At 73.2% G+C, this 20,529-nt stretch carries 9 protein-coding genes; 3 read left to right on the top strand and 6 right to left on the bottom strand.

The annotated features are described in order from the left end of the window. Nucleotides 1-21: 21 nt before the first annotated feature. Nucleotides 22-990 (top strand): MBL fold metallo-hydrolase, encoded by a 969-nt coding sequence (locus ACH4S9_RS20085; protein WP_398373369.1) that lies wholly within the window; start codon nt 22-24, stop codon nt 988-990. A 30-nt stretch (nt 991-1,020) separates the two neighbouring features. Here the strand turns inward: ACH4S9_RS20085 and ACH4S9_RS20080 are convergent, their stop codons facing one another. Further along, on the bottom strand, nt 1,021-1,767 hold the full coding sequence (locus ACH4S9_RS20080) for a YhjD/YihY/BrkB family envelope integrity protein (protein WP_311725602.1): 747 nt from the start codon (nt 1,765-1,767) through the stop codon (nt 1,021-1,023). Nucleotides 1,768-1,866: 99 nt separating this feature from the next. Continuing rightward, nucleotides 1,867-2,433: a nucleoside deaminase gene (locus tag ACH4S9_RS20075; protein WP_398373367.1), complete on the bottom strand. Its 567-nt coding sequence runs from the start codon at nt 2,431-2,433 to the stop codon at nt 1,867-1,869. A gap of 128 nt (nt 2,434-2,561) precedes the next feature. Between ACH4S9_RS20075 and ACH4S9_RS20070 the strand changes: the two genes are divergently transcribed. Next, a complete protein-coding gene (locus ACH4S9_RS20070) occupies nt 2,562-3,527 on the top strand; it encodes an antibiotic biosynthesis monooxygenase (RefSeq protein ID WP_311725438.1) in 966 nt (321 codons plus the stop codon). On the opposite strand, the gene ACH4S9_RS20065 is transcribed toward ACH4S9_RS20070, so the two are convergent. The 4 genes from ACH4S9_RS20065 to ACH4S9_RS20050 all read right to left on the bottom strand — a co-directional run bounded on the left by ACH4S9_RS20065 (nt 3,520) and on the right by ACH4S9_RS20050 (nt 16,443). Beyond that, nucleotides 3,520-5,055 (bottom strand): condensation domain-containing protein, encoded by a 1,536-nt coding sequence (locus ACH4S9_RS20065; protein ID WP_398373365.1) that lies wholly within the window; start codon nt 5,053-5,055, stop codon nt 3,520-3,522. The genes ACH4S9_RS20070 and ACH4S9_RS20065 overlap by 8 nt on opposite strands. Further along, nucleotides 5,052-10,790, bottom strand: coding sequence for a MupA/Atu3671 family FMN-dependent luciferase-like monooxygenase (locus tag ACH4S9_RS20060; protein ID WP_398373363.1), 5,739 nt, complete (start codon nt 10,788-10,790; stop codon nt 5,052-5,054). Before ACH4S9_RS20060 ends, ACH4S9_RS20065 begins: the two co-directional genes overlap by 4 nt. A gap of 1,088 nt (nt 10,791-11,878) precedes the next feature. After that, nucleotides 11,879-15,139, bottom strand: a complete 3,261-nt coding sequence (locus ACH4S9_RS20055) for a type I polyketide synthase (RefSeq protein ID WP_398373652.1) — start codon at nt 15,137-15,139, stop codon at nt 11,879-11,881. Between the two features lie 2 nt (nt 15,140-15,141). Further along, nucleotides 15,142-16,443 (bottom strand): MFS transporter, encoded by a 1,302-nt coding sequence (locus ACH4S9_RS20050; RefSeq protein WP_311725435.1) that lies wholly within the window; start codon nt 16,441-16,443, stop codon nt 15,142-15,144. Nucleotides 16,444-16,663: 220 nt separating this feature from the next. On the opposite strand from ACH4S9_RS20050, the gene ACH4S9_RS20045 reads away from it, so the two are divergent. Beyond that, a complete protein-coding gene (locus ACH4S9_RS20045) occupies nt 16,664-20,116 on the top strand; it encodes a SpoIIE family protein phosphatase (protein ID WP_398373360.1) in 3,453 nt (1,150 codons plus the stop codon). Nucleotides 20,117-20,529: the final 413 nt, after the last annotated feature.

The following is a 20,529-nucleotide window of genomic DNA, read 5'->3' as shown; positions in this document are numbered from 1 at the left end:
GGCGCCTGCTCTGCTGTGGCCATGAACGACGAGAAGACACCACGTTTCAACCGCCGTCTGCTGTTCCGGGGAGCCGCCGCGGGGGCGGCCGTCCCGATGCTGTCCGCGGCCCCGGGCGCGGCCACCACCCCGCGCCGGCCCGGAAGCCGGACCGGAAAGGCGTCGGGCGCGGAGTTCCGCTGGCTGGGGACCACCGGGTGGCGGATCGACTTCGACGGGCGGACCGTGCTCTCCGACCCCTATCTGACCCGCTTCAAGACCGGCCTGTTCGAGGGCTCCTTCAACGCCCGCACCGAACTGGAAACCGACGAGGCGCTGGTCGGCGAGCACATCGGCCGCCCGGAGCTGGTGCTGGTCAGCCACAGCCACTGGGACCACTTCAACGACGTGCCGTTCATCGCCCGTTCCACCGAGGCGCGGATCGTGGGCACCGAGACCACGTACCACCTGCTGCGGGCCTTCGGGATCGACGCGAGCAGGATGATCGTGGTCAAGGGCGGGGAGGTGCTGGACTTCGGCGGATATGTGGTGGAGGTCGTCTCCAGCCGCCACAGCCGCAACAAGGCCCAGAGCTACTTCGCCCCGGGCACGCTGAACGCCCCGCCCGCCGCCCGGCCGGAGACGATCTCCGACCTGCCCGAGGGGGACACGCTGGCGTTCCAGGTGACGGTGGGCGACGGCCCGTCGGCGTTCCTGATGGGGGCGAGCGACTTCAGCGCACGGGACGCCGAGGGCCTGCGGCCCGATGTGGCGATGGTCGCGGTGCCCAACAGCGTCTCGACGCACCGCTATGTGCCCCGGCTGCTGAAGACCCTCGGATACCCGGGCACCGTCGTGCCGGTGCACTGGGACGTGTTCGAGAACCCGCTGAAGGACGGCGCTCAGGAGGACCCCACGATGGACCTGGCCGGCTTCCGGGACCAGGTGCGGGCCGCCGCGCCGGGGACACGGATCCTGCTGCCGGACTACCTGACCTCGTACCGCTTCTGAGCCGAACGTTGCGGACCCGGTGGGCCGGCGTCAGGCCTTTCCGTGCCGGCGCCGGTTCACCAGCAGCACCCACTCCTCGTGCAGCACCCTGCCGAGGAGCGCCCCGCCGAACACCACGAAACCGACGCCGACCAGCCAGGACTGGACGACCAGGACCGTGCCGACCGGGCCGTAGGAGACGGCGCTCGACGCGATCAGCGGCGAGAACACCAGCCGGGAGAAGATCCGCAGACCCAGCAGCCCGGCCGCCGTGGCCACCGCTCCGGGCAGCAGGGGGCCCCAGCCGATCCGGCCGCCCAGCAGCACCCGCTGAGACCACCAGAAGAACGTCACCGTCCCCACGATCCCGATCCACAGCCGCCACCCCGGAGTGAGATGCGAGGACACCAGGAGGTAGCCGATGAGCACCGCGAGCCACACCAGATGCCGCCAGACGGTGTGCCAGCGGCCCGGGGACAGTTCCCACACCTTCTCGTAGCCGGTCTGCACCGCCGCGCCGAACCGGAGGCCGAAGACACACAGCGTGGCGAGACCGAAGGCGGTGGTGGTCTCCAACGCCTGCCGCGGCGCCGCGAACAGCCGCCGCACCTCGTCCCGCGACTCCTTGGACACCCCGAGGCCCTCGGCCAGCCACTGGGGGAAGCCCTGGGGATTCACCGGGTCGGCCGCGGCGACCACGATGAGCAGCGGTACGAGGGTCAGAAACCCGAGCGCGGCGAACCCCATGGCGCGGTGGAGCAGTTCGAACTCGCTGCCGCGCCGCCACCCCCGCCCCATCGCGGAGGCGTGGAACCCGTCGTGCAGCCGTTTGAAGAGTGATGGGTGGTCGTCCTGGTCCTGTGGTGATCCGCCGTCCCGCGGCGTGGGTCCGGCCACTCAGTACGGGTGCCGGTCCGGCTTTTCCATCCACGCCTGGTAGGCCCCGGCGCCCAGCTCCGGGTGGATCTGCTCGATCCGGATCCTCCGCTCGTCCAAGGGCCGCTGGAAGTCCTCGTACTGGAAGGAGTCGTCGAATCCGATCTCGCGGGTGGCGGCCACATCACAGCTGTAGAAGACGTTGTCGATCCGCGACCAGTAAATGGCGCTCATGCACATCGGGCACGGCGCCCCGCTGATGTAGATCGAGCAGCCCTGGAGCATGCGCGCGCGCTCGGGCACCACGTCGGTGGATCCCTCGGGGCGGGGCACGTACTGGAGCGTGCTCTCGTTCTGGTGCTCCTCCGATATGGTCGGCGCTTCCGGGTTGAGCACCTGGGACGCCTTTCGGATGGTCTCCACTTCGGCGTGTGCGGTGGGATCGCCGGTGAGCAGCACGCGGTTCTGCCCCCGGGCGAGGATCTCGCCGTCCCGGGTGAGGACTGCCCCGAACGGCCCGCCCCAGCCCTTTTCGACCGACTCCGTGGCCAGTCGCACGGCTTCAGCCAGGAACTCCTTGTTCCCCATCTCGAACCTCCGCTCGGCCGCTGCCCGGGTTCCGCGCGGGACACCATACCATTTGGTCCACTATTGCCCCGTTATTCGCTCAACTCACGGTTTGCGCCTTAAATCCCCTTTGAAATACGCTACTCCATATGAGTGCCCGTGCAAGCCAGGGCTCCGAGGGGACCGGCGCCACGGTCGTGACCTCGCAGAAGGTACGGCCCGGCCGCACCGAGGAGTACCAGCGCTGGCAGGAGCGGACGGACCGGGCCGTCCGCGACTTCGAGGGCTTCGAGGGCACCGAGCAGTACCCGCCGGACTCCGAAGAGGAGAACGAGTGGGTGGTGGTATTCCGTTTCTCCCGGATCGATCAGTTGACGATGTGGCTGCGGTCCAGCGTCCGGCGGAAGCTGCTCGACGAAGGCAGCGCGCTGTTCGAGGAACCACCCACCCAGGAGGTGCTCAGCGGCGGGGCCCCGGTCCGGGAGGCCGTCACGGCCGTGATCTCGCACGAGGTACGGCCCGGCCGGGAAGCGGACTTCGCGCGCTGGCAGCAGAAGATACTCAGGGCGCAGCAGAAGTGCCCCGGGTTCATGGGCTCCGAGCTCTTCGAGCCGGTGGCGGGGATCCAGGACAACTGGGTTGTGGTCTTCCGTTTCGACACCCGGAAACACCTCGACGAGTGGCTCGGGTCCGACGCCCGCGACAAGCTCCTGGATGAGGGGCGGGAGTACTTCTCCACGTACGACGTCCGCAAAATCACCTCACCGTTCAGCGGCTGGTTCCGTTTCGGAGAAGGGGAGCAGGACGGCGTTCCCCCCAACTGGAAACAGGCCATGTCGGTGGTGCTCGCCCTCTATCCCACCGTCATGATCCTCAACCTCACCGTGGGTCGCGGGCTCGACTCGCTCGGGACGCCCGGGTATCTGGCCCTGTTCATCGGAAACGTACTGAGCGTCAGCGCCCTCACCTGGCTGATGATGCCGCTGGTGAACCGGGCGCTCGCCTTCTGGCTGCTGCCCGGGCGGGCCCGCACGGTGGGTGTCCACGTGGCGGGCGCCGCACTGGTGACGGCGTGTTACGCACTGCTCATCGTGGTGTTCGGGCTGTTCACCTGACACCTGCGCCCATGCCGGGCAGCGAGTCCAGCGGGGCCTCGAACCGATTGCAGACGGCGTCGAGGACGGCGGCGTACCCGCCGAGCCACCCGTCGGCGGTCGACGGGTCCCACAGGTCGGTCGCGTACTCGACGTACAGCTCGTAGGTGTCGCCCTGGGGCACGACCCCGAAGCTGCAATCCCTGCGCGCGCCCTCCGTCGGCTGATCCATGACCTCCGCCCGGATCCCGGGCAGGTCCAGGGTCAGGTCGAGGGAGTTCTGGAAGGTCATACCGATCGGAAACGCCCCGGGCAACCGCAGCCCGTACTCCTCCAGCAGGCCGCGGCGGAGGGCGGACAGCGGCAGCAGATGGTCGATGCCCTCCACGGTACGGCTGACCACCTGGTCGACCAGGTCCGCGAAACGGGCGGCCCGGTCCAGACGCAGCCGCAGCACCACCCCGGTGGCGGTGGTGGTCACCAGGTGCTCCATGTTCCCGCGCGGCCGGTTGGCGTAGTTGGTGACGACGGGCAGGTCGTCCCGGCCGGTCAGGCTGGACAGCAGGACCGCGAAGGCGGCGGTGGTCACCGCGAACGGGGTGACGCCACGCTCGCGGCACAGCGCGCGGAGGGCGTCGGCCGACCCCCGCTCCAGGGTCAGCCGCGCAGTACGGCCGCGGCCGCTGGCCCGGGGCGGGCGGGGGTGGTCGAGCGGCAGGTCCAGGTCGGCCGGCAGATCGGCGAACCGGCCTGCCCAGTAGGCCAGTTCACGCCCGTTGCCGCCCGGCCCGGCCGCCTTCGCGGCCTGTTCCCGGGCGTAGTCGGTGCACTGCGCCACCCGTTCGGGCAGTTCGGGCGGGCGGCCGCAGACCGCGGCCCGATACAGCTCGGCCAGGTCGCGCAGCAGGACCGTCACCGCCCAGCCGTCGACGCAGATGTGGTGGACCACGAACATCAGCACCCAGGCGTCGTCGCCCGTGCGCAGCAGGCTCCACGCCGGCCAGGTGCCGGAGGTGAGGTCGAACGCCGTGTCGACGGCGGCCGCGCACTCCTCCTCGACCCGCTCGGCCCGGCGCACCGCGTCCAGGCCGGTCAGGTCGCGCACCGGAAGCGGCACGGACCGGGGGGCCAGCACCTCCTGCCGCCACCGCTCCCCCTCGACCTGGGCAAAGCGGCAGCGCAGCGCGTGGTGCCTGGCCACCAGCCCGTCCAGCGCGGTGTGCAGCGCGGCGGGGTCGACCGGCCCGGTGAGGGAGATCCGCAGGGGGATGTTCCACACCTGGGGCACGGGGTCCTGCCGGCTCCGCCCCAGCAGGCCGAGTTGCTGGACGGACACCGGGGCGGTGGCCACCACCGTGTCCCGGCCCCGGTCTTCGAGTTCGAGGCGGGCGAGCAGTTCGCGTTTGTGGCGGGTGAGCGCGGCCAGCACGTCGGGGCCGAAGGCGTCGCGCGGGGCGTCGTACCGCAGCCGGTGGCCCTTTCGGGCCAGCACGATGCCGTGCGCGGCGACGTACTCCAGCAACTCGTCCACGGTGGCGTCGGGGGTCATATCTCCCCCCGGACCCGCGAGGGCTCCTCCGCGGTCTCCGCGGTCGCCGCCAGAGCCTGGGTCATGGCCCGTACGGTCGGCCGCTGGTAGAAGCGGACCATCGGATACTCGGCGCCGAGCTCCTCGCGGACCCGGTGCAGCAGCCGCATGGCGGCGATCGAGTCGCCGCCGAGCCGGAAGAACGAGGCGTCCGGCCCGATGCGCGCCGCGTCGAGCCCCAGTTCGGCCGACCACAGGGTCACCAGCGAGGCCTCGGCCTCGGCCTCTCCGGAGATCTCGTACGGCATGGCCTCGTCCGGTGGCGTGTCATCGGTGACGGCGGTATCGGGGTACGGCACGGCATCGGCGTACGGCACAGCCGCCTCGGGCAGCGCGCCGCGGTCCAGCTTGCCCTGTGCGCTCAGCGGCAGGGCGTCGACCACCGCCCAGGCGCGTGGCACCAGGTACTCCGGCAGCCGCTCGGCGAGGCGCCCGGCGACCCGCCGCAGGAACGCGGCCTCGTCGGCGGGCGCGCCGCCGTCGGGGACCACATACCCGGCCAGCCGCGCCTCGCCCCGGCCGTCGCGGACGGCCACCACCGCGGCCTGGCCCACCTCCGGCAGCTCGCGCAGCACTTGGGCCGCCTCGCCCGGCTCCACCCGGAAGCCACGGATCTTGACCTGGTCGTCGGTGCGACCGACGAACTCCAGGGCGCCGTCCGGGCGGCGCCGGGCCAGGTCGCCCGTCCGGTACAGCCGCGCGCCGCCGACGAGGCCGTCGAGGAACCGCCGCGCGGTGTCCTCGGGGCGGCCGAGATAGCCGCGTGCCACGCCCGGGCCGCCGATGTACAGCTCGCCCGGGTCACCGTCCCGGACCGGCCGCAGGTCCTCGCCCAGCAGATACAGCGAGGTGTTGTCGATCGGCCGGCCGATCGGGATGGGCCCAAGGTCGCTCCCGGCGTCGGCGACGGTCGCGGTGGTGACCAGGACCGTGGTCTCCGTCGGCCCGTACACATTGACCGTCTCGTACGGCACCCCCGGGCGCGGCCTGTGGCGCATCACCTCGCCGCCGAGCGCCAAGTGGCGCAGCGGCGGCTGAAGGTGGACCGGCAGCGCCAGGACGGATTCGCCGAGCGCGGTCGGCAGCATGGAGAACGTCACCCGCTCCTCGCGGTACCAGCGGGCCAGCGCGGGCGGGTCGAGCCGGGCGGCCTCGGGCGCGACGGCGATCGACGCGCCGGAGGTGAGGGCGGGCCAGATCTCCAGCACCGAGGCGTCGAAGCTCTGGCTGGACACGACGGCGGCGCGGTCGTCGGGGGTGAAGGCGAAGCGCTCGCGGTGCCATTGGCAGAGGTGGGCGACGTTGCGGTGGGTGACCATCACCCCCTTGGGACGTCCGGTGGTGCCGGAGGTGTAGATGACGTAGCACAGCGAATCGGGGCCGACGGGCCCTTCCGGACGCCCGTCCTGAACGTCCTCCAGCATCTCCGCTGCGGAGATGTCGAGGACGCTGACGCCGTCGGGCAGAGCGGGCAGGGCGGGCGCGTCGCCGCGGGTGAGCACGGTGCGGGCGCCGCAGTCCGCGAGGATGGCGCCCACCCGCTGCGGGCCGAGCGCGGGGTCGAGCGGCAGATACGCCCCGCCGGTCCGCAGAACGGCGAGCATCGCCACGACGAGGTCCGCGGAGCGCGGCAGCCACAGCGCGACCACGCGCTCACCGCCCGGAGCGCGGGGCTCGGCCGCGCGGAGCCGGGCGGCCAGGTGTGCGGCGCGCGCGTCCAGCTCCCCGTAGGTGAGGCGCGTGGCGCCGTCGGACACCGCCAGGCGCCCCGGGTCGCTGCGGACACGGTCGGCCACCAGCCCGTGCACCGTCGCGTCGGCCACCGGTCGGCGCGGCCCCGCGCAGGCGGGCGCGGGGCCGGCCGCCCGCGACAGCGGGTCGGCGGGGTCGCGCACGGCGGCTTCGAGGATGTCCCGGAAGCGGTCGAAGAAGTGGTCGACGGTGGCCGGGTCGAACAGGTCGGTGCGGTATTCCAGGTGGCAGCCGACACCGTCCGGGCGGGCGGTGAAGTACACCGTCAGGTCGGTCAGCGACTTGTCCGGGCGGTGGTTCAGCGCGGTGCTGTGCACCCCGGGCAGGTCCAGCGCGAGCGGTGGGCCGCTCTCGTACTCCGCGAGCACTTGGAAGACGGGGTTGCGCGAGGCGTCGCGGGGCGGGGCCAGGGCCCGTACGACCGCATCGAACGGCGCGGTGGCGTGGTCGTAGGCGTCCACGGCGGTACCGCGCACCCGGGCCAGCAGCTCCTCGAAGGCGGGGTCGCCGCTGAGGTCGAAGCGCAGCGCGACGGTGTTGAGGAAGAAGCCCACGAGGTCTTCGGTGCCCTCGGGCCGGTCGGACACCGGGGTGCCGACCACGATGTCCTCCTGTCCTGTGACCTCGCGCAGCAGCGTGGCGAAGCCGGTGAGGAGCGTCATGAAGAGGGTGGCGCGGGACCGGCGGCTCAGCTCGCGCAGCTGCTCGGTGAGGTCCTTGGGCAGGGTCCGGAAGACGGTCCTGCCACGGGAGGTCATCACCTCGGGGCGGGGCCGGTCGGTGGGGAGTTCGAGCACCGGTGGCTCGCCGCCCAGATTCTCGGTCCAGTACGCCAGATCGCGGGCCAGGGCCGGGTCCGAGTCCCCCACGGCCGCCCGGTCCCGCGCGAACTCACGGTAATTGGAGTGCAGTTCGGGTGGAACGGCGACGCTGCCACCGTCCAGTGCCGCGCGGTAGAGGAGGGACAGATCTCGGGTGAGCACGGTGACGGAGTGGGCGTCGGCAACGATGTGGTGGAAGGAGAACACCAGTACATGCCGCGCCTCGCCCAGCCTCAGCAGCCGGAACACGAACAGCGGGCCGTCGGCGAGGTCGAACCGGCGCGCGCTCTCGATGGCCATCGCCTCGCGCACGGCGTCCTCCTCCGGCGTCCCCGCGCGGTCCACCAGCGCGAAGTCGGGCGCCATGCGATCGCGTACGACCTGTCGGGGCTCGCCTTCCAGGGCGGGGAACACCGTGCGCAGCATCTCGTGCCGCTCCGCGAGACCGGTGAGGGCGTGGCGCAGGGCGGGGAGGTCGAGGGGGCCGTCGAGGCGGATGGCGGTGGCCTCGTTGTACGCGGTGCCGCCGGGCAGCAGCCGCTCGTGCAGCCAGATGCGCCGCTGGCCCGGCGAGAGGGGGGCGGGCGGCGCCGTGGCGACGCCCCCGGCGGCGTCGGTCTTGGGGAGCCCGATGGCCTCCGCGGTCTCCGGGTGCAGGGCGCGGCGCAGCCGCTCCAGGTGGGGCAGCCCGGCCCGCAGCCGGTCCGGGGACACGCCGAAGTCGACGAGGGCGGCGATCTCGTCCACGCCCGCCTCGCGCAGCGCGTCCACCACGGGCCGGCAGCTCTCGGGGCTGCCGATGAGAGAGCGCTGGTCGCAGTAGCGGCCGTAGGCGCGGCGAAAGATGGCGTCCAGCGTCTCGTCGCCGACACCGTCGATGTCCACGCTGTGGCCGAGGCTGTTCGCGACCTGCCCGAACAGGGACAGGGATGAGCGCATATAGCGGGAGAGGGGTGCGTAGGCCTGGCGCCGGGCCTCGTCCGGGTCATCGGTGAGGTAGGTGTGCAGCAGCACGACCACGCGCCCCGCGTCCGGGTCGAGGCCGTGTTCCTCGCGGGTCCGCCGGTACAGGGCGATGTGTTCCGCCAGTTGTTCCGGGGACTGGCTCATCAGGTTGGTGACCACGCCCATGTCGTGCCGGGCCGCCCGGGCGTACGAGTCGGGGTTGCCGACGATGGCGGTGAACATCGGCGGGGTGTCCTGGACCGGGCGGGGAAACAGCCGGACCTCGGTCTCGCCCGCGCCTCCGGGGCGGCGCAGCGGCTCGCCCCGCCACAACGCCCTGACCTGCTCGGCCTGCTCGTACATCAGCTCCTTGTGGTGGCCGAACCGTTCGGGGAAGAAGACGAAGTCCCGGGCGTGCCAGCCGCTCGCGCAGCCGATGCCGATCCGGCCGTGGGAGAGGTTGTCGGCCATCGACCACTCCTCGGCCACCCGGATCGGGTCGTGCAGCGGGAGGACGACGGAGCCGGCGTTGAGGCGGATGCGGCTGGTCTCGCGGGCGAGGGCGGAGGCGAGCACGGCCGGGTTGGGGAAGGGCCCGCCGAAGGTGTGGAAGTGGCGCTCGGGCAGCCACAGGGCGTGGAAGCCGTGGGAGTCGGCGAAGCGGGCGGCGTCGGCGATGAGTTCGTAGGAGTCCTCGGGGGCGGTGCCCTCGGGGTAGTCGCCGAAGAAGTACAGGCTCACCTCGGGCGCGGGGCGCGGGGCGGGCTGCCGTGCGGCGCGCGGGCGGGCGGGTTCGGGGGTGGTGCGCGGGAAGAAGCCCGCCCGGCGCAGATCGAGCAGCGAGCCGGTGACCGCGTCGGTGATCCGCTCGATGTCGTGGTCGGTGTGCGCGGTGGAGAGGAAGAAGTTGCGCCACTCCCACACGTGCACACCGCGCAGGAGCAGGTGGTAGTAGAACAACTCCATGTCCGCCCGGTGTTCGAAGCGGAACATCGAGCCGAAGTGGGCGAGCCGGAGCGGGAACTCCTCCTCGGCGAAGAACGCGTTGAGCGTGTCGGCCAGGTGCTGGGTGCGGGCGTTGAGCCCGCGCTGGAGGTCCGGGCCCTGCTCCTTGAGGTGGGTGAGCACGGCGCGCGCGGCGGCCATCGAGACGGGGTGCTGGAGGTAGGTGCCGCCGAAGAAGGTGGTGTCGCGGGGCGGGTAGCTGTCGTCGCCGTAGCGCCAGAAGCCACCGTCGACCCCGTCGAGGAGGTCGGCGCGCCCGGCGATGGCGCCGATGGGGAAACCGCCGCCGAGGACCTTGCCGTACGTGGCCAGATCGGGCACCACGCCGTACAGGTCCTGGGCGCCGCGCTGATGCGGCCGAAGGCCGGTGAGCATCTCGTCGAAGAGCAGGACGATGCCGTGGCGGCGGGTGAGTTCGCGCAGCGAGCGGACGAACGCAACCGGCTGGAGCGCGGGGTTGCGGCTCTGGACGGGCTCCACCAGCACGGCGGCGATGTCGCCCGCCGACTCCTCGATCAGCCGCAGGCTGTCCGGAGCGCCGTAGTCGAGGACGAGGAGGTCGGCGACGGCGTGGTGCGGGATGCCGGAGGAGACGGGGACGGTCTCGCGTCCCGCGCCTATGGTTCGGCCGAGTACGTTGTCGGCGTGTCCGTGGTAGGCCCCCCGGAACGTGACGATCTTGTCCCGGCCGGTGGCGGCGCGGGCGAGCCTGATGGCGGCGGAGTTGGCCTCGGTGCCGGAGTTCGCGAAGGCGACGCGTTCCATGCCGGTGAGTTCCGCGAGGAGCTCCGCGGCCTCCCCGGCCTCGGGGCCCCGCGGGCCCAGGCGCAGACCGTCGGCCAGATGCGCACGCACCGCCTCGGTGACGAACTCCGGCTCGTGGCCGAACAGCAGCACCCCGAAACCCATGGTGATGTCGACGTACGCGTTGCCGTCGATGTCCTCCAGCCGCGACCCGCGGGCCCGCCGCGCCGCCAGCGGATACAGCATCTCCTTGGTGGCGCTGCGAAAGCCGACCGAAGCCCGGCTGTCGGCCAGCGCACGGCGGTGGCGCTGGGCGAGCTCCCTGGAGGCCGCGGTCCTGGCCGTATAGCGGCGTATCAGCTCGTCCGCGTGAGCGCGCGCCGCCTGCCCGCCTTGGGCCGCCATCCCGGCCGTACGGGGGACGGACACGCGGGGACCGTGGACGTGAGGTGCGTTGTCGGTGGCAGCCGACTCCGAGGCGGGGAACGCGGGCGCGGCGGACGTCGGGGCAGACGTGCCCGACGCGGACGCCGACGGCGCGGGCGCGGCCGACACGGCCGTCGGCGGTACGGGCGTGGCCGGTGCAGACGCGGGCGACGCGGAGGCGGTCGGCCCGAGCGCACCCGGCGCCGACACGGCCGTCCGCGATGCGGGCACATCCGGAGTGGACACGGCAGACGCGGACGCTGCCCGCGCGGACGCACCCGGTGGCCACGCAGGCGCGGCCGGTGCGGGCGCCGACAGCGCGGATGTGGCCGACGCAGCCGTCGGCGATGCAGTTGCAGCCAGCGCGGACGCTGCCTGCGCAGACGCAGCCGACACGGCCGTCGGCGGTACGGGCACGGCCGACGCCGACGCGGGCGACGCGGAGGCGGTCGGCCCGAGCGCACCCGGCGCCGACACGGCCGTCCGCGATGCGGACGCGGCCGGTGCGGGCGCTGGCAGCGCGGACGCGGCCGTCGGCGGTGCGGGGGTGACCGGCGCAGATACGGACGACACGGATGCCGACGACGCAGAGCTGGCCGACCCGAGCGCACCCGGCGCGGACACGGCCGTCCGCGATGCGGACGCGGCCTGTGTGGACACGGCCGGCGCGGACACTGGCGGCGAGGACGTGACCCATACGGCCGCCGGCGGTGCGGGCGCGGCGGACGCGAACGCCGACTGCCCGGAGGCAGTCGGCCCGGGCGCCCCCGCCGCAGACGCCGCCCGCGCAGGCGCGGCCGACGTTGACGCCGATGGCACAGAGACGGGCGGCCCGAGTGCGCCCGGCGCAGACGCCGACGGCGCAAACGCAGTCGGCCCGAGCGCGGCCGGGGCACCGGCCGTCGGAGTGGGCGCGACCGCCCCGGGCGCGGCAGGCTCGGGGGACGCGATGGCCGACGGCGTGGCCGGGGCCGGAGTCCGCGGCAGCGGGGCGGCGGCTGCGGTCAGGCGTTCGATCTGCTCGGTGATGCGGCGGGACAGCCGCGACATCTCAGCCAGGTCGCGCGCCACGGCGGCGGTCGGTGACTGCGTCATCTCAAGTCCGCCCTTCCGTTCAGGGTCGGCGCGCCGTCGCTCGGCAGCGAGCGTTCCAGCAGCTGGGACAGCTGGCTCATCAGGAGCAGTTGGTTCCGGGCCAGCTCCTGGACCTGCCGGGCCAGCTCGTCGTACGCCTCCCGCGTGACGTACGGCGCGTCGGCCGCCGCCGTGACCTCCGGCACCGGCTCGGGCCGCGGCACCTCGGGGGCGGGTGGCGGGCTCATCCGGGCCACGATCGCCTCGGCCAGCAGCCGTGGCGTGTCGGCCTCTTCGAACAGCTCGCGCATCGCGACCTTCACCGCGAACTCCCGCTCCACCTCGCGCAGCATGTTGATCATCTGTAGCGAGTCGGCGCCGAGATCGAAGAACGGCACGTCGGGCCCCACTTCCTCCTCGCCGAAACCCAGCTGATGTGCCGTCAACTCAATGATCCTGCCGAGCACCTGATCCAATGCCGCCCCAATCTCTCGGTCGCCCATGTCTCTCCCCGGTCCCGGCCCGGCGGCGCCGCCCTCGGCGGGCGCGGCCTCCACCAGCTCGGGGCCGGTCCAGTGCGTCTTGCGCTGGAATCGATACCCGGGGAGCGGGACGCGTCCGCCCGCGCAACCGGCCGCCATTTCCCCCCAGTCGAGCCCGTGTCCCTGGCAGTGCAGCCGGGCGGCGGCGTCCCACAGGGCGCCGAGCCCGCGGCGGCGGCGCAGGGTGGAGAAGGCCCGCACCTCCGCGAGCTCGCGCCGGGCCAGGGCGGTCAGCACCTCGCCCGGCCCCAGCTCGACCAGGGCCGCCGGGCTTCCCCCGGCCAGCTCCCGCAGGACCAGGTCGAAGCGGACCGGCCACCGGGCCTGGCGCACCGCGTAGTCCGGGTCCGGGGCCCAGCCGGGCGGCCGCGTACGCCCGTCCAGGCCACTGACGAACGGCACTTGGACACCTCCGAACCGGACCGCCCCGGCCGCCTCGCGCAGCCCGTCGAGGGCCGGGTCGAGGAGGCCGCTGTGGAACGCCCGGTCGACGGGCAGCCGCTGTCGGCGGACGCCGCGCGCCTCGAACCACCGGTCCGCCTCGGCCAGCACGGCGTGCGGCCCGGCCAGCACATGGTGGCGGGCGCCGTTGACCACGGCGAGCTCCAGGCCGGCCAGGTCCGCCAGAGCGAGCCGGACCGTCGCCTCGTCGGTGAACGCCGCGATCATGCCGCCCGGGGCCGAGTCGCGGCGCATGAGCCGTCCGCGCGCCGCGGTCAGCCGCAGCCCGTCGGCCAGCGACAGCGCGCCGGCCGCGAACAGGGCCGCCCACTCGCCCGCGCTGTGGCCCGCGACGGCGGCCGGCGGGCCGGTGAGCCGCTGCCACAGCCGGGTCAGCGCCGCCTGTAGCGCGAACAGGGCGGGCTGGAGGGTTTCCGTCGACTCGTCGTCGGCGTACCGGGCAGCTCGGGCCTCGTTTCCCGCGGCGGTGAGCACACGCAGCAGCGAGCCGCCGTACTCGTCGCGATACTGCTCCTCGCACGCGTCCAGGACTTCGCGTACGACGAGGAACCGCGTGTAGAGGGCCGCGGCGGCCCCGCGCACCGAGGCACCGCCCTGGCCGCTGAACAGCCAGACGGGCGGGGTCGGCGGCGAGTGCGGCGCCTCGCCCCGTACGTACCGGCGCGGGGCGGGCCGATCGCCGAGGCCGCCGTCGAGGCAGTCGTCGAGCGCGGCGGCGAGCGCCGCGGGCGTGTCCCCGAGGAGCACCAGGCGGTGGCGGAGCGCGCGCCGCCCGAGGGCCAGGGTGGTGACCAGGTCGGCCATGGCGGGTGCGGGCCCGGTCCGCAGACGGGCGCGCAGCGCGCGGGCGTTGGCGTCGAGGGCGGCCGAGTTGTGTCCGTACAGCGGCACCATGCAGGGTGGCGCCAGGCCCGGTCGCGCCGCCCCCGGCGGGCGTACCGCCCTGCTCCGGGCGCGCGGGGCCTCCTCCGCCTCCTCGACGATGACATGGGCGTTGGTGCCGCCCACCCCCAGGGAGGTGACACCGGCCCGGCGCGGGGTGTCCCCCGCGGGCCACGGGCGCGCCTCCGACGGCAGATAGAAGGGGCTCGTGTCGAGGTCGAGCAGCGGGTTGGGGGCGGTGAAGCCGGCCAGGGGCGGAATGGTGGCGTGCCGCAGCGCCAGCACGGCCTTGATCAGCCCGGCCAGTCCCCCGCAGACGTCCAGATGGCCGATGTTGGGTTTCGCCGAGCCGATGCCGCAGAAGCCGCGCCGCTCGGTGTCCTCGCGGAACGCGCCGGTGAGGGCGACGAACTCGATGGGGTCGCCCTTGTACGTCCCCGTGCCGTGGGTCTCGACGTACCCGACGGTGTCGGCGGACACCCCCGCCGAGGCGAGCGCGCGCCGGATGACCGCCCGCTGCCCGTCCACCGAGGGTTCGGTGTAGTTCTTCTTCGCAGCGCCGTCGTTGTTCAGGGCGCTGCCGAGGATCACCGCGTGGACGGTGTCGCGGTCGGCGAGCGCCCGGTCCAGCCGTTTGAGCACGACGGCGGCCACCCCGTTGCCGCCGACCGTCCCGTCGGAGGCCGCGTCGAAGGCCAGACACCGTCCCGTACGGGAGAGGATCGAGCCGGGGGCGTGGCGGTAGCCGAGAATCTGCGGCACATGGACGGCGGCCGCTCCCACCACCGCGAGCTCCGCGTCATCGGTGAGCAGGGCCTGCCGGGCGAGGTGCACCGCGACCAGGGAGCTGGAGCAGGCGTTCTGGATGCCGACCGCCGGCCCGGTCAGCCCGAGCCGGAAGGCGGCGCGGGTGGCGGTGTAGTCGGGGTGGTTCCCGATGTCGCGCTGGAGTGTGGGGACCCAGGTGTCGCCGAGGGGCTCGCCGGCCAGGTTGCGGTGTCCGTAGGTGTGGTACGGGAACAGGTGGTAGCCGGTGCTGGCGAACACTCCGACCTGCGTGCCCGTGCCCGCGTAGCCGGCGTCCTCCAGGGCGTGGTGTGCGCACTCGAGGAAGATCCGCTGCTGTGGATCCGTGAGCGCCGCCTCCCGGGCGCTCATCGAGAAGAACTCCGCGTCGAATTCCGGTATGCGCCGCAGCGGGGCGCTCGCCCCGACGAAGTCCTCGGCCCGGAAGGTCGTCTCCGGAACGCCCGCCGCCCGCAGCTCCCGCTCGGTGAATCGGTGGATCCGCGATATTCCGCGGTGGATGGTGTGCCAGAACCCTTCCGGGGTGTTGGCGCCCGGTAGGCGAAGGGCCATGCCGATGATCGCTACGCGTCTGTGGGGCGGCACCGTCACCGGGCGCCCCTCCCCTCTTCCGCGAGTGTCCGATCCTCGACGCTTGTCGCGCCGTCCTGGGCGGCGGACCGCTCCCGCGCGGCACGGCCGATGCGGACGAGGAAGAACATGAAGACCACCCCGACGGCGAGGGCGACCCCGTGCATCACCCCGACCACCCCGAACGGCGACATGCGCTCCATCAGCGCGGCGCTGATCACCATGCCGGAGCCGAATCCCACGCTCTCCACCGTCGCGGAGATCCCGAACACCCGGGTCCGCTGGTCGTCGGGCACCGTCTGAAGCCTCGAGGTGTAGGCGATCTCGCTGAGCCCGTCCGCCATGCCCGCGAGAAACACGATGGCGACCGTGAGCGGCATCGGCAGACCGGCGAATCCCAGCACGAACGTCGCGGACATCACCACGGTGCCCAGGGCGAAGGCCCACTCCCCCAACGCCCGCCCGCTTCGCTTGGCGCGATAGGCCACCACCCGCTGGGTGGCGATGTTCCCCAGCGCCCAGGTGGCCCAGAAGAAGCTGATGAACGAGGCCGGGTGCGCCTCGTCGAGTTCGCTGGAGTAGACCGGCAGGCCCACGTTGTGCGAGGAGGAGCCGAACGCGTCCAGGCCCCGGATCGACACCATGAACAGCAGCAGCGGGGTCAGCGAGAACAGCCACCTCGCCGTCCGCCGCTCCGGCGCCCCGCCCTGGCCCGCCGCCTTGTCGCCGTCCGGCCCTCCGTCGGAGCCGGTGGCCCCGGCCGTGGGGCGGATCCGCAGCGGCAGCAGGGCCAGGTTCGCCGCGGACACCAGGAAGGTGCAGGCGTCGATCGCGATGGCGCCGGTGAAGCCGAGCCAGGCGACCACCGGCCCGGCGGACGCGAACCCGGCCACCATGGCCATCGACCGGCTGGTGGCCAGCAGCGCGTTGGCCGGAACTCGCAGTTCCTGTCCGGCGATGTCCGGCACCGCGCTGCGCAGCGAGACCGAGGAAACCGTCGCGCACAGCCCGGTCACCACCGCGAGCCCGTACAGCAGATATCCCCGGGCGCCGTCCGGGGCCAGAAGCAGCGTGAACAGCCCCGTGGCCTGCGTCAGATCCGCGGTCATCATGAGGACCTTGCGGTCCAGCCGCCGGGCGAGCAGGGCCGCGACCGAGCCGCCCAGCACGCTCGCGGAGAGGCGCAGCGCCATGAACAGGCCGGTGCCCAGTGCCGTTCCCGTGACGGCGTAGGAGAAGAGACTCAGGGCCACCATGTTCACGTAGCTGCCGTACGCCGAGCAGGCGGCACCCAGGGCAAGGAACCGGATGTAGCGCAACCACCCTCCCGAATTTCACACACGGTTGAACCTGGGCGCATGCGCTGCATAATCTGTCCCGCCGGAGCGAAAACGCGCCAGACCCGAACAGGCCAAACGGCACATGACAGGTGGCCGGTCCGAGCTCTTGACGCCCGCTGTTCCCGCCCTCTACCGGCCCGCTTCGCCCGGGGTCCGGCCGTACCGCTGTGCCACACTGTGACTGAGGAGAGCCGACTCCATGAACGGGCCCGAGAGGCAGCACTCAGGGGTGGAGGAGCTGTTCACCGAGGGCGGTTCGCTGGGCAGGCTGATGAGCGGCATCGACTGGGCGGCGACCCCCCTGGGGCGGACGGAGGCGTGGCCTGCCCGGCTGACCGAGGCCCTCCGTATCGTCCTCGACTCGGAACAGCCGATGGCGCTGTTCTGGGGCCCCGAATTCCGGATGCTGTACAACGAGGGCTACACCACCATCATCGGCAGCAAGCACCCGGAGGCGCTGGGTCGTCCGTGCGTCGAAGTGTTCCCGGAGAACTGGGACACGACCACGGGTCCGCTGTTCCACTCCGTGGTGGACGGCCGCAAACCGATCCTGGTCAACGACATGGGTTTCGCGTTCATCCGGCGCGGCTTCCTGGAGCAGTCCTACTACGACATCTCCTACCAGCCGATACCGATGCCGGACGGCACGGTGGGCGGGGTGCTGTGCGTCGTCACCGAGACCACGGCCCGGGTGCTCAGCGAGCGGCGGCTGCGGCTGCTGGCCACGCTGGGCTCCAGGACGGCCGGGCTGAGCAGCCCGCAGGACGTGGCGCGAACGTTCGTGGAGGTGCTGGACGCCCACCGCGAGGACGTGCCGTGCACCGCCGTCTATCTGGCGTCGGGGCCCGGAGAGCTGTGGCTGGCCGCCGCCACGGCCTGCGGGGACGCCACCCGGCCGCCCGGGGAGCTCCGGCTCGACCGGACCGCCGAGGAGACCGACGGGGACGGAGGCAGGGAGCGGGACGGGCTCGCGGCGCGCCTGGCCACGGTGGTCGGCGACGCCGCCCCGGCCTGGCTCCCGGGCGCGCTGCTCGGGCGGCCGGGAGAGGAGGCGCTGGCCCATCCGCTCGTCCGCTCGGGCGAGGTGGCGGGCGTACTCGTCATGGGCGTCAACCCCAAGCTGCCCGTGAACGCGTCCTACCGGGACTTCTACGATGTGCTCTCCTCCGGTGTCAGCGCGGCGCTGGCGGCGGCGCACACCCAGCAGGAGCAGCGTCGGCGCGCGGAGGCGCTGGCCGAGCTGGACCGCGCCAAGACGACGTTTTTCTCCAATGTCAGCCATGAGTTCCGCACCCCCTTGACCCTGCTGCTTGGGCCGGTGCAGCAGGCCCTCGCGGAGGAGGACAGACCCGAGCGGCGCAGACAGCTGGAGCTCGCCGAGCGCAACGCGCTGCGCCTGTTGAAGCTGGTCAACACGCTTCTCGATGTCTCCCGGGCGGAGGCCGGGCGGCTGAAGGGCAGCTTCGAGCCGGTGGATCTGTCGCATGTCACGGCGGATCTGGCGGCGGTGTTCCGCTCCGCCTTCGACCTGGCGGGGCTGAGCCTGCGGGTGGACTGCCCGCCGCTGCCCGGGCCGGTGCATGTGGACCGGGAGATGTGGGAGAAGATCGTCCTCAATCTGCTCAGCAACGCGCTGAAGTTCACCTTCGCGGGCGGGGTCACGGTGCGGATGGCGGCCGCCGGGGAGCGGGCCCGGCTGACCGTCACGGACACCGGCACCGGTGTCCCGCCGGAGGAGCTGCCGTATCTGTTCGACCGCTTTCACCAGGTGCGCGGGGCTCGCTCGCGCTCGCACGAGGGCAGCGGCATCGGCCTCGCGCTCGTCAAGGACCTGGTCGAGCTGCACGCGGGCACGGTCTCGGTGAGCAGCAGGCCGGGCGAGGGCACCACGTTCACCGTCGAGGTGCCGTTCGGCACGGCCCACCTGGCGGCGCGGGACGTCGCCACCGCCGCCACCTCCGCCGCCGACCGGGGCGCGTACGGCGGGCCCGTCCGGCAGAAGCGCACCGCCGCCTACGCCGGGGAGGCGCTGCACTGGCTACAGAACGACGCGACCGATGTGGGTGGCCTGGACGGCATGGACATGCCCGCGGCGCCACCGGAGGGCGACGGCGCCCACCGGCCGCTTCTGCTGGTCGCCGACGACAACGCCGATGTGCGCGGCTACCTCAAGGACCTGCTCGCCCCGGAGCACGATGTGCTGCTCGCCGGGGACGGCCGGGTGGCGCTGGAGACCGCCCTGTCACACCCGGTCGACCTGGTGCTGACCGATGTGATGATGCCCCGGCTGGACGGATTCGCGCTCGTACGGGCGCTGCGCCAGGATCCCCGGACCACCCGCCTGCCGATCATCGTGCTGACCGCCAGGGCCGGTGAGGAGGCGATGGTACGAGGGCTGCGGGCGGGCGCGGACGACTACCTCGCCAAGCCCTTCTCCGCCCGCCAGCTGCTCGCCCGGGTACGCGCCAACCTGGAGCTGTCCCGCCTGCGCGAGCAGGTGCTCACCGAGAGCCGCCGCCACGCGGCCACACTCACCTCGCTCGCCCAGGCGGGCATGCTGTTCTCCGACAGCCTCGACCCGCCGCAGGTGCTGGAGACGGCGAAGGACGTGCTGATTCCGTCCCTCGCCGACGAGATCCGGATCCGTGTCACCGACCCGCGCGCGGGCCGGTCCGAGTTCACCGCGGGCCAGCCGACGGCCGGGGAGGACGAGCTCGACCGCGCCCTCGGCGACTGCCTCGACCAGGACGACGGCACCGGGGTGACGGCACCCGGCACCGTGCTGTCCGTGCCGCTGGTCTCCCACGGCCGCACGCTGGGAGCCCTGGCCATCGCCCGGCGCGGGCGGGAGTACCGCGAGGAGGACCGGAGCTATCTCGACTCCCTCGCCGGCAGGCTGGCCCTCGCCTACGACAACGCCGCCCGGTTCCGCAACGAGCGGCGGCTGGCCCTCACCCTCCAGCGGGCGCTGCTGCCCCAGCACCTGCCCCAGGTGCCCGGGCTGCGCACCGCCTCCTACTACCGGGCCAGCACCACCGGCACGGAGATCGGCGGCGACTGGTACGACGTCATCGCACTGCCCGACGGCGCCATGGGGCTGGCGATCGGCGACGTCATGGGCCATGACGTCGCCGCCGCCACCGTGATGGGCCGGCTGCGGCCCGCCCTGCGCGGCTTCGCGCTCGACGGCGCCTCGCCGGGCTCGCTCCTCGCCAAGCTCGACGCGTATCTGCGGTCGCTGGACGTCGAACACTTCGCGACCTGTCTGTACGCGGTGTACGAGCCGGGGACCCGGCGGCTGCGGTACGCGTCCAGCGGACACCTGCCGCCGCTCGTGGTGGCCGGCGAGGCCACCGGCTTCCTGGAGACCCGGCCGGGCGCTCCGCTGGGGCTGGCGCAGGGCGCGCCCGAGGACCACGAGACACGGCTGCCGGCCGGCGCCGGGCTGCTGCTGTTCACGGACGGCCTGGTGGAGAACAGCAGACTCTCCCTCGACAACGGGCTGGCGGCCCTGCGGACGGCCTGCGCGGACTTGCCCGAGTCGGCGCGGCACGACCCGCAGCGGATCATCGACCGCGCCATGGAGCTGCTCGGCGCCCCCGGCCACGTCGACGACGACACCGCGCTCCTGGCCGCGTCGGCCGGCTCCTGAAGGCCGACGCGGCCCCGCCGGCTCCCTGGCCCCCGCCAGGTGCTGGGCTCAGGCCCGGATCCCAGACTCTGGCTGAGCGCCAGGCGCCGGGCTGCGGGTCGGGCGCAGAGCTCCCGCCGGCTGCCGTTTTCCCGCCAGGCCCCGAGCCCCGGCCGGACCCCGCGCTCAGCCCGGCCCCCGCGCTCAGCCCGGCCCCCGGACTCGGGCCGACGCCAGGCCCGGCCAGAACCCCGGACCCCGCCGGGTCCCAGGCTCGGGCCCGGCACCGGGCTCCCGCCGCGTGCTGGGCTGCGGGTCGGTCCAGGTTCCGGGCTCGGGCCGGGGCTGAGCTCCGTCCGAGCGCCGGACCTCGGCCGGGCGCCAGGCTAGGGCCAGTTCGCCAGGTCCCGAGCTCGAGCCCGGCGCCGAGCTCC

The organism is Streptomyces sp. NPDC021225 (assembly GCF_044332865.1).
Lineage (GTDB): Bacteria > Actinomycetota > Actinomycetes > Streptomycetales > Streptomycetaceae > Streptomyces.
Note: the sequence above shows the minus strand (reverse complement) of the source record. Positions and strands in the feature narration are given on the sequence as shown.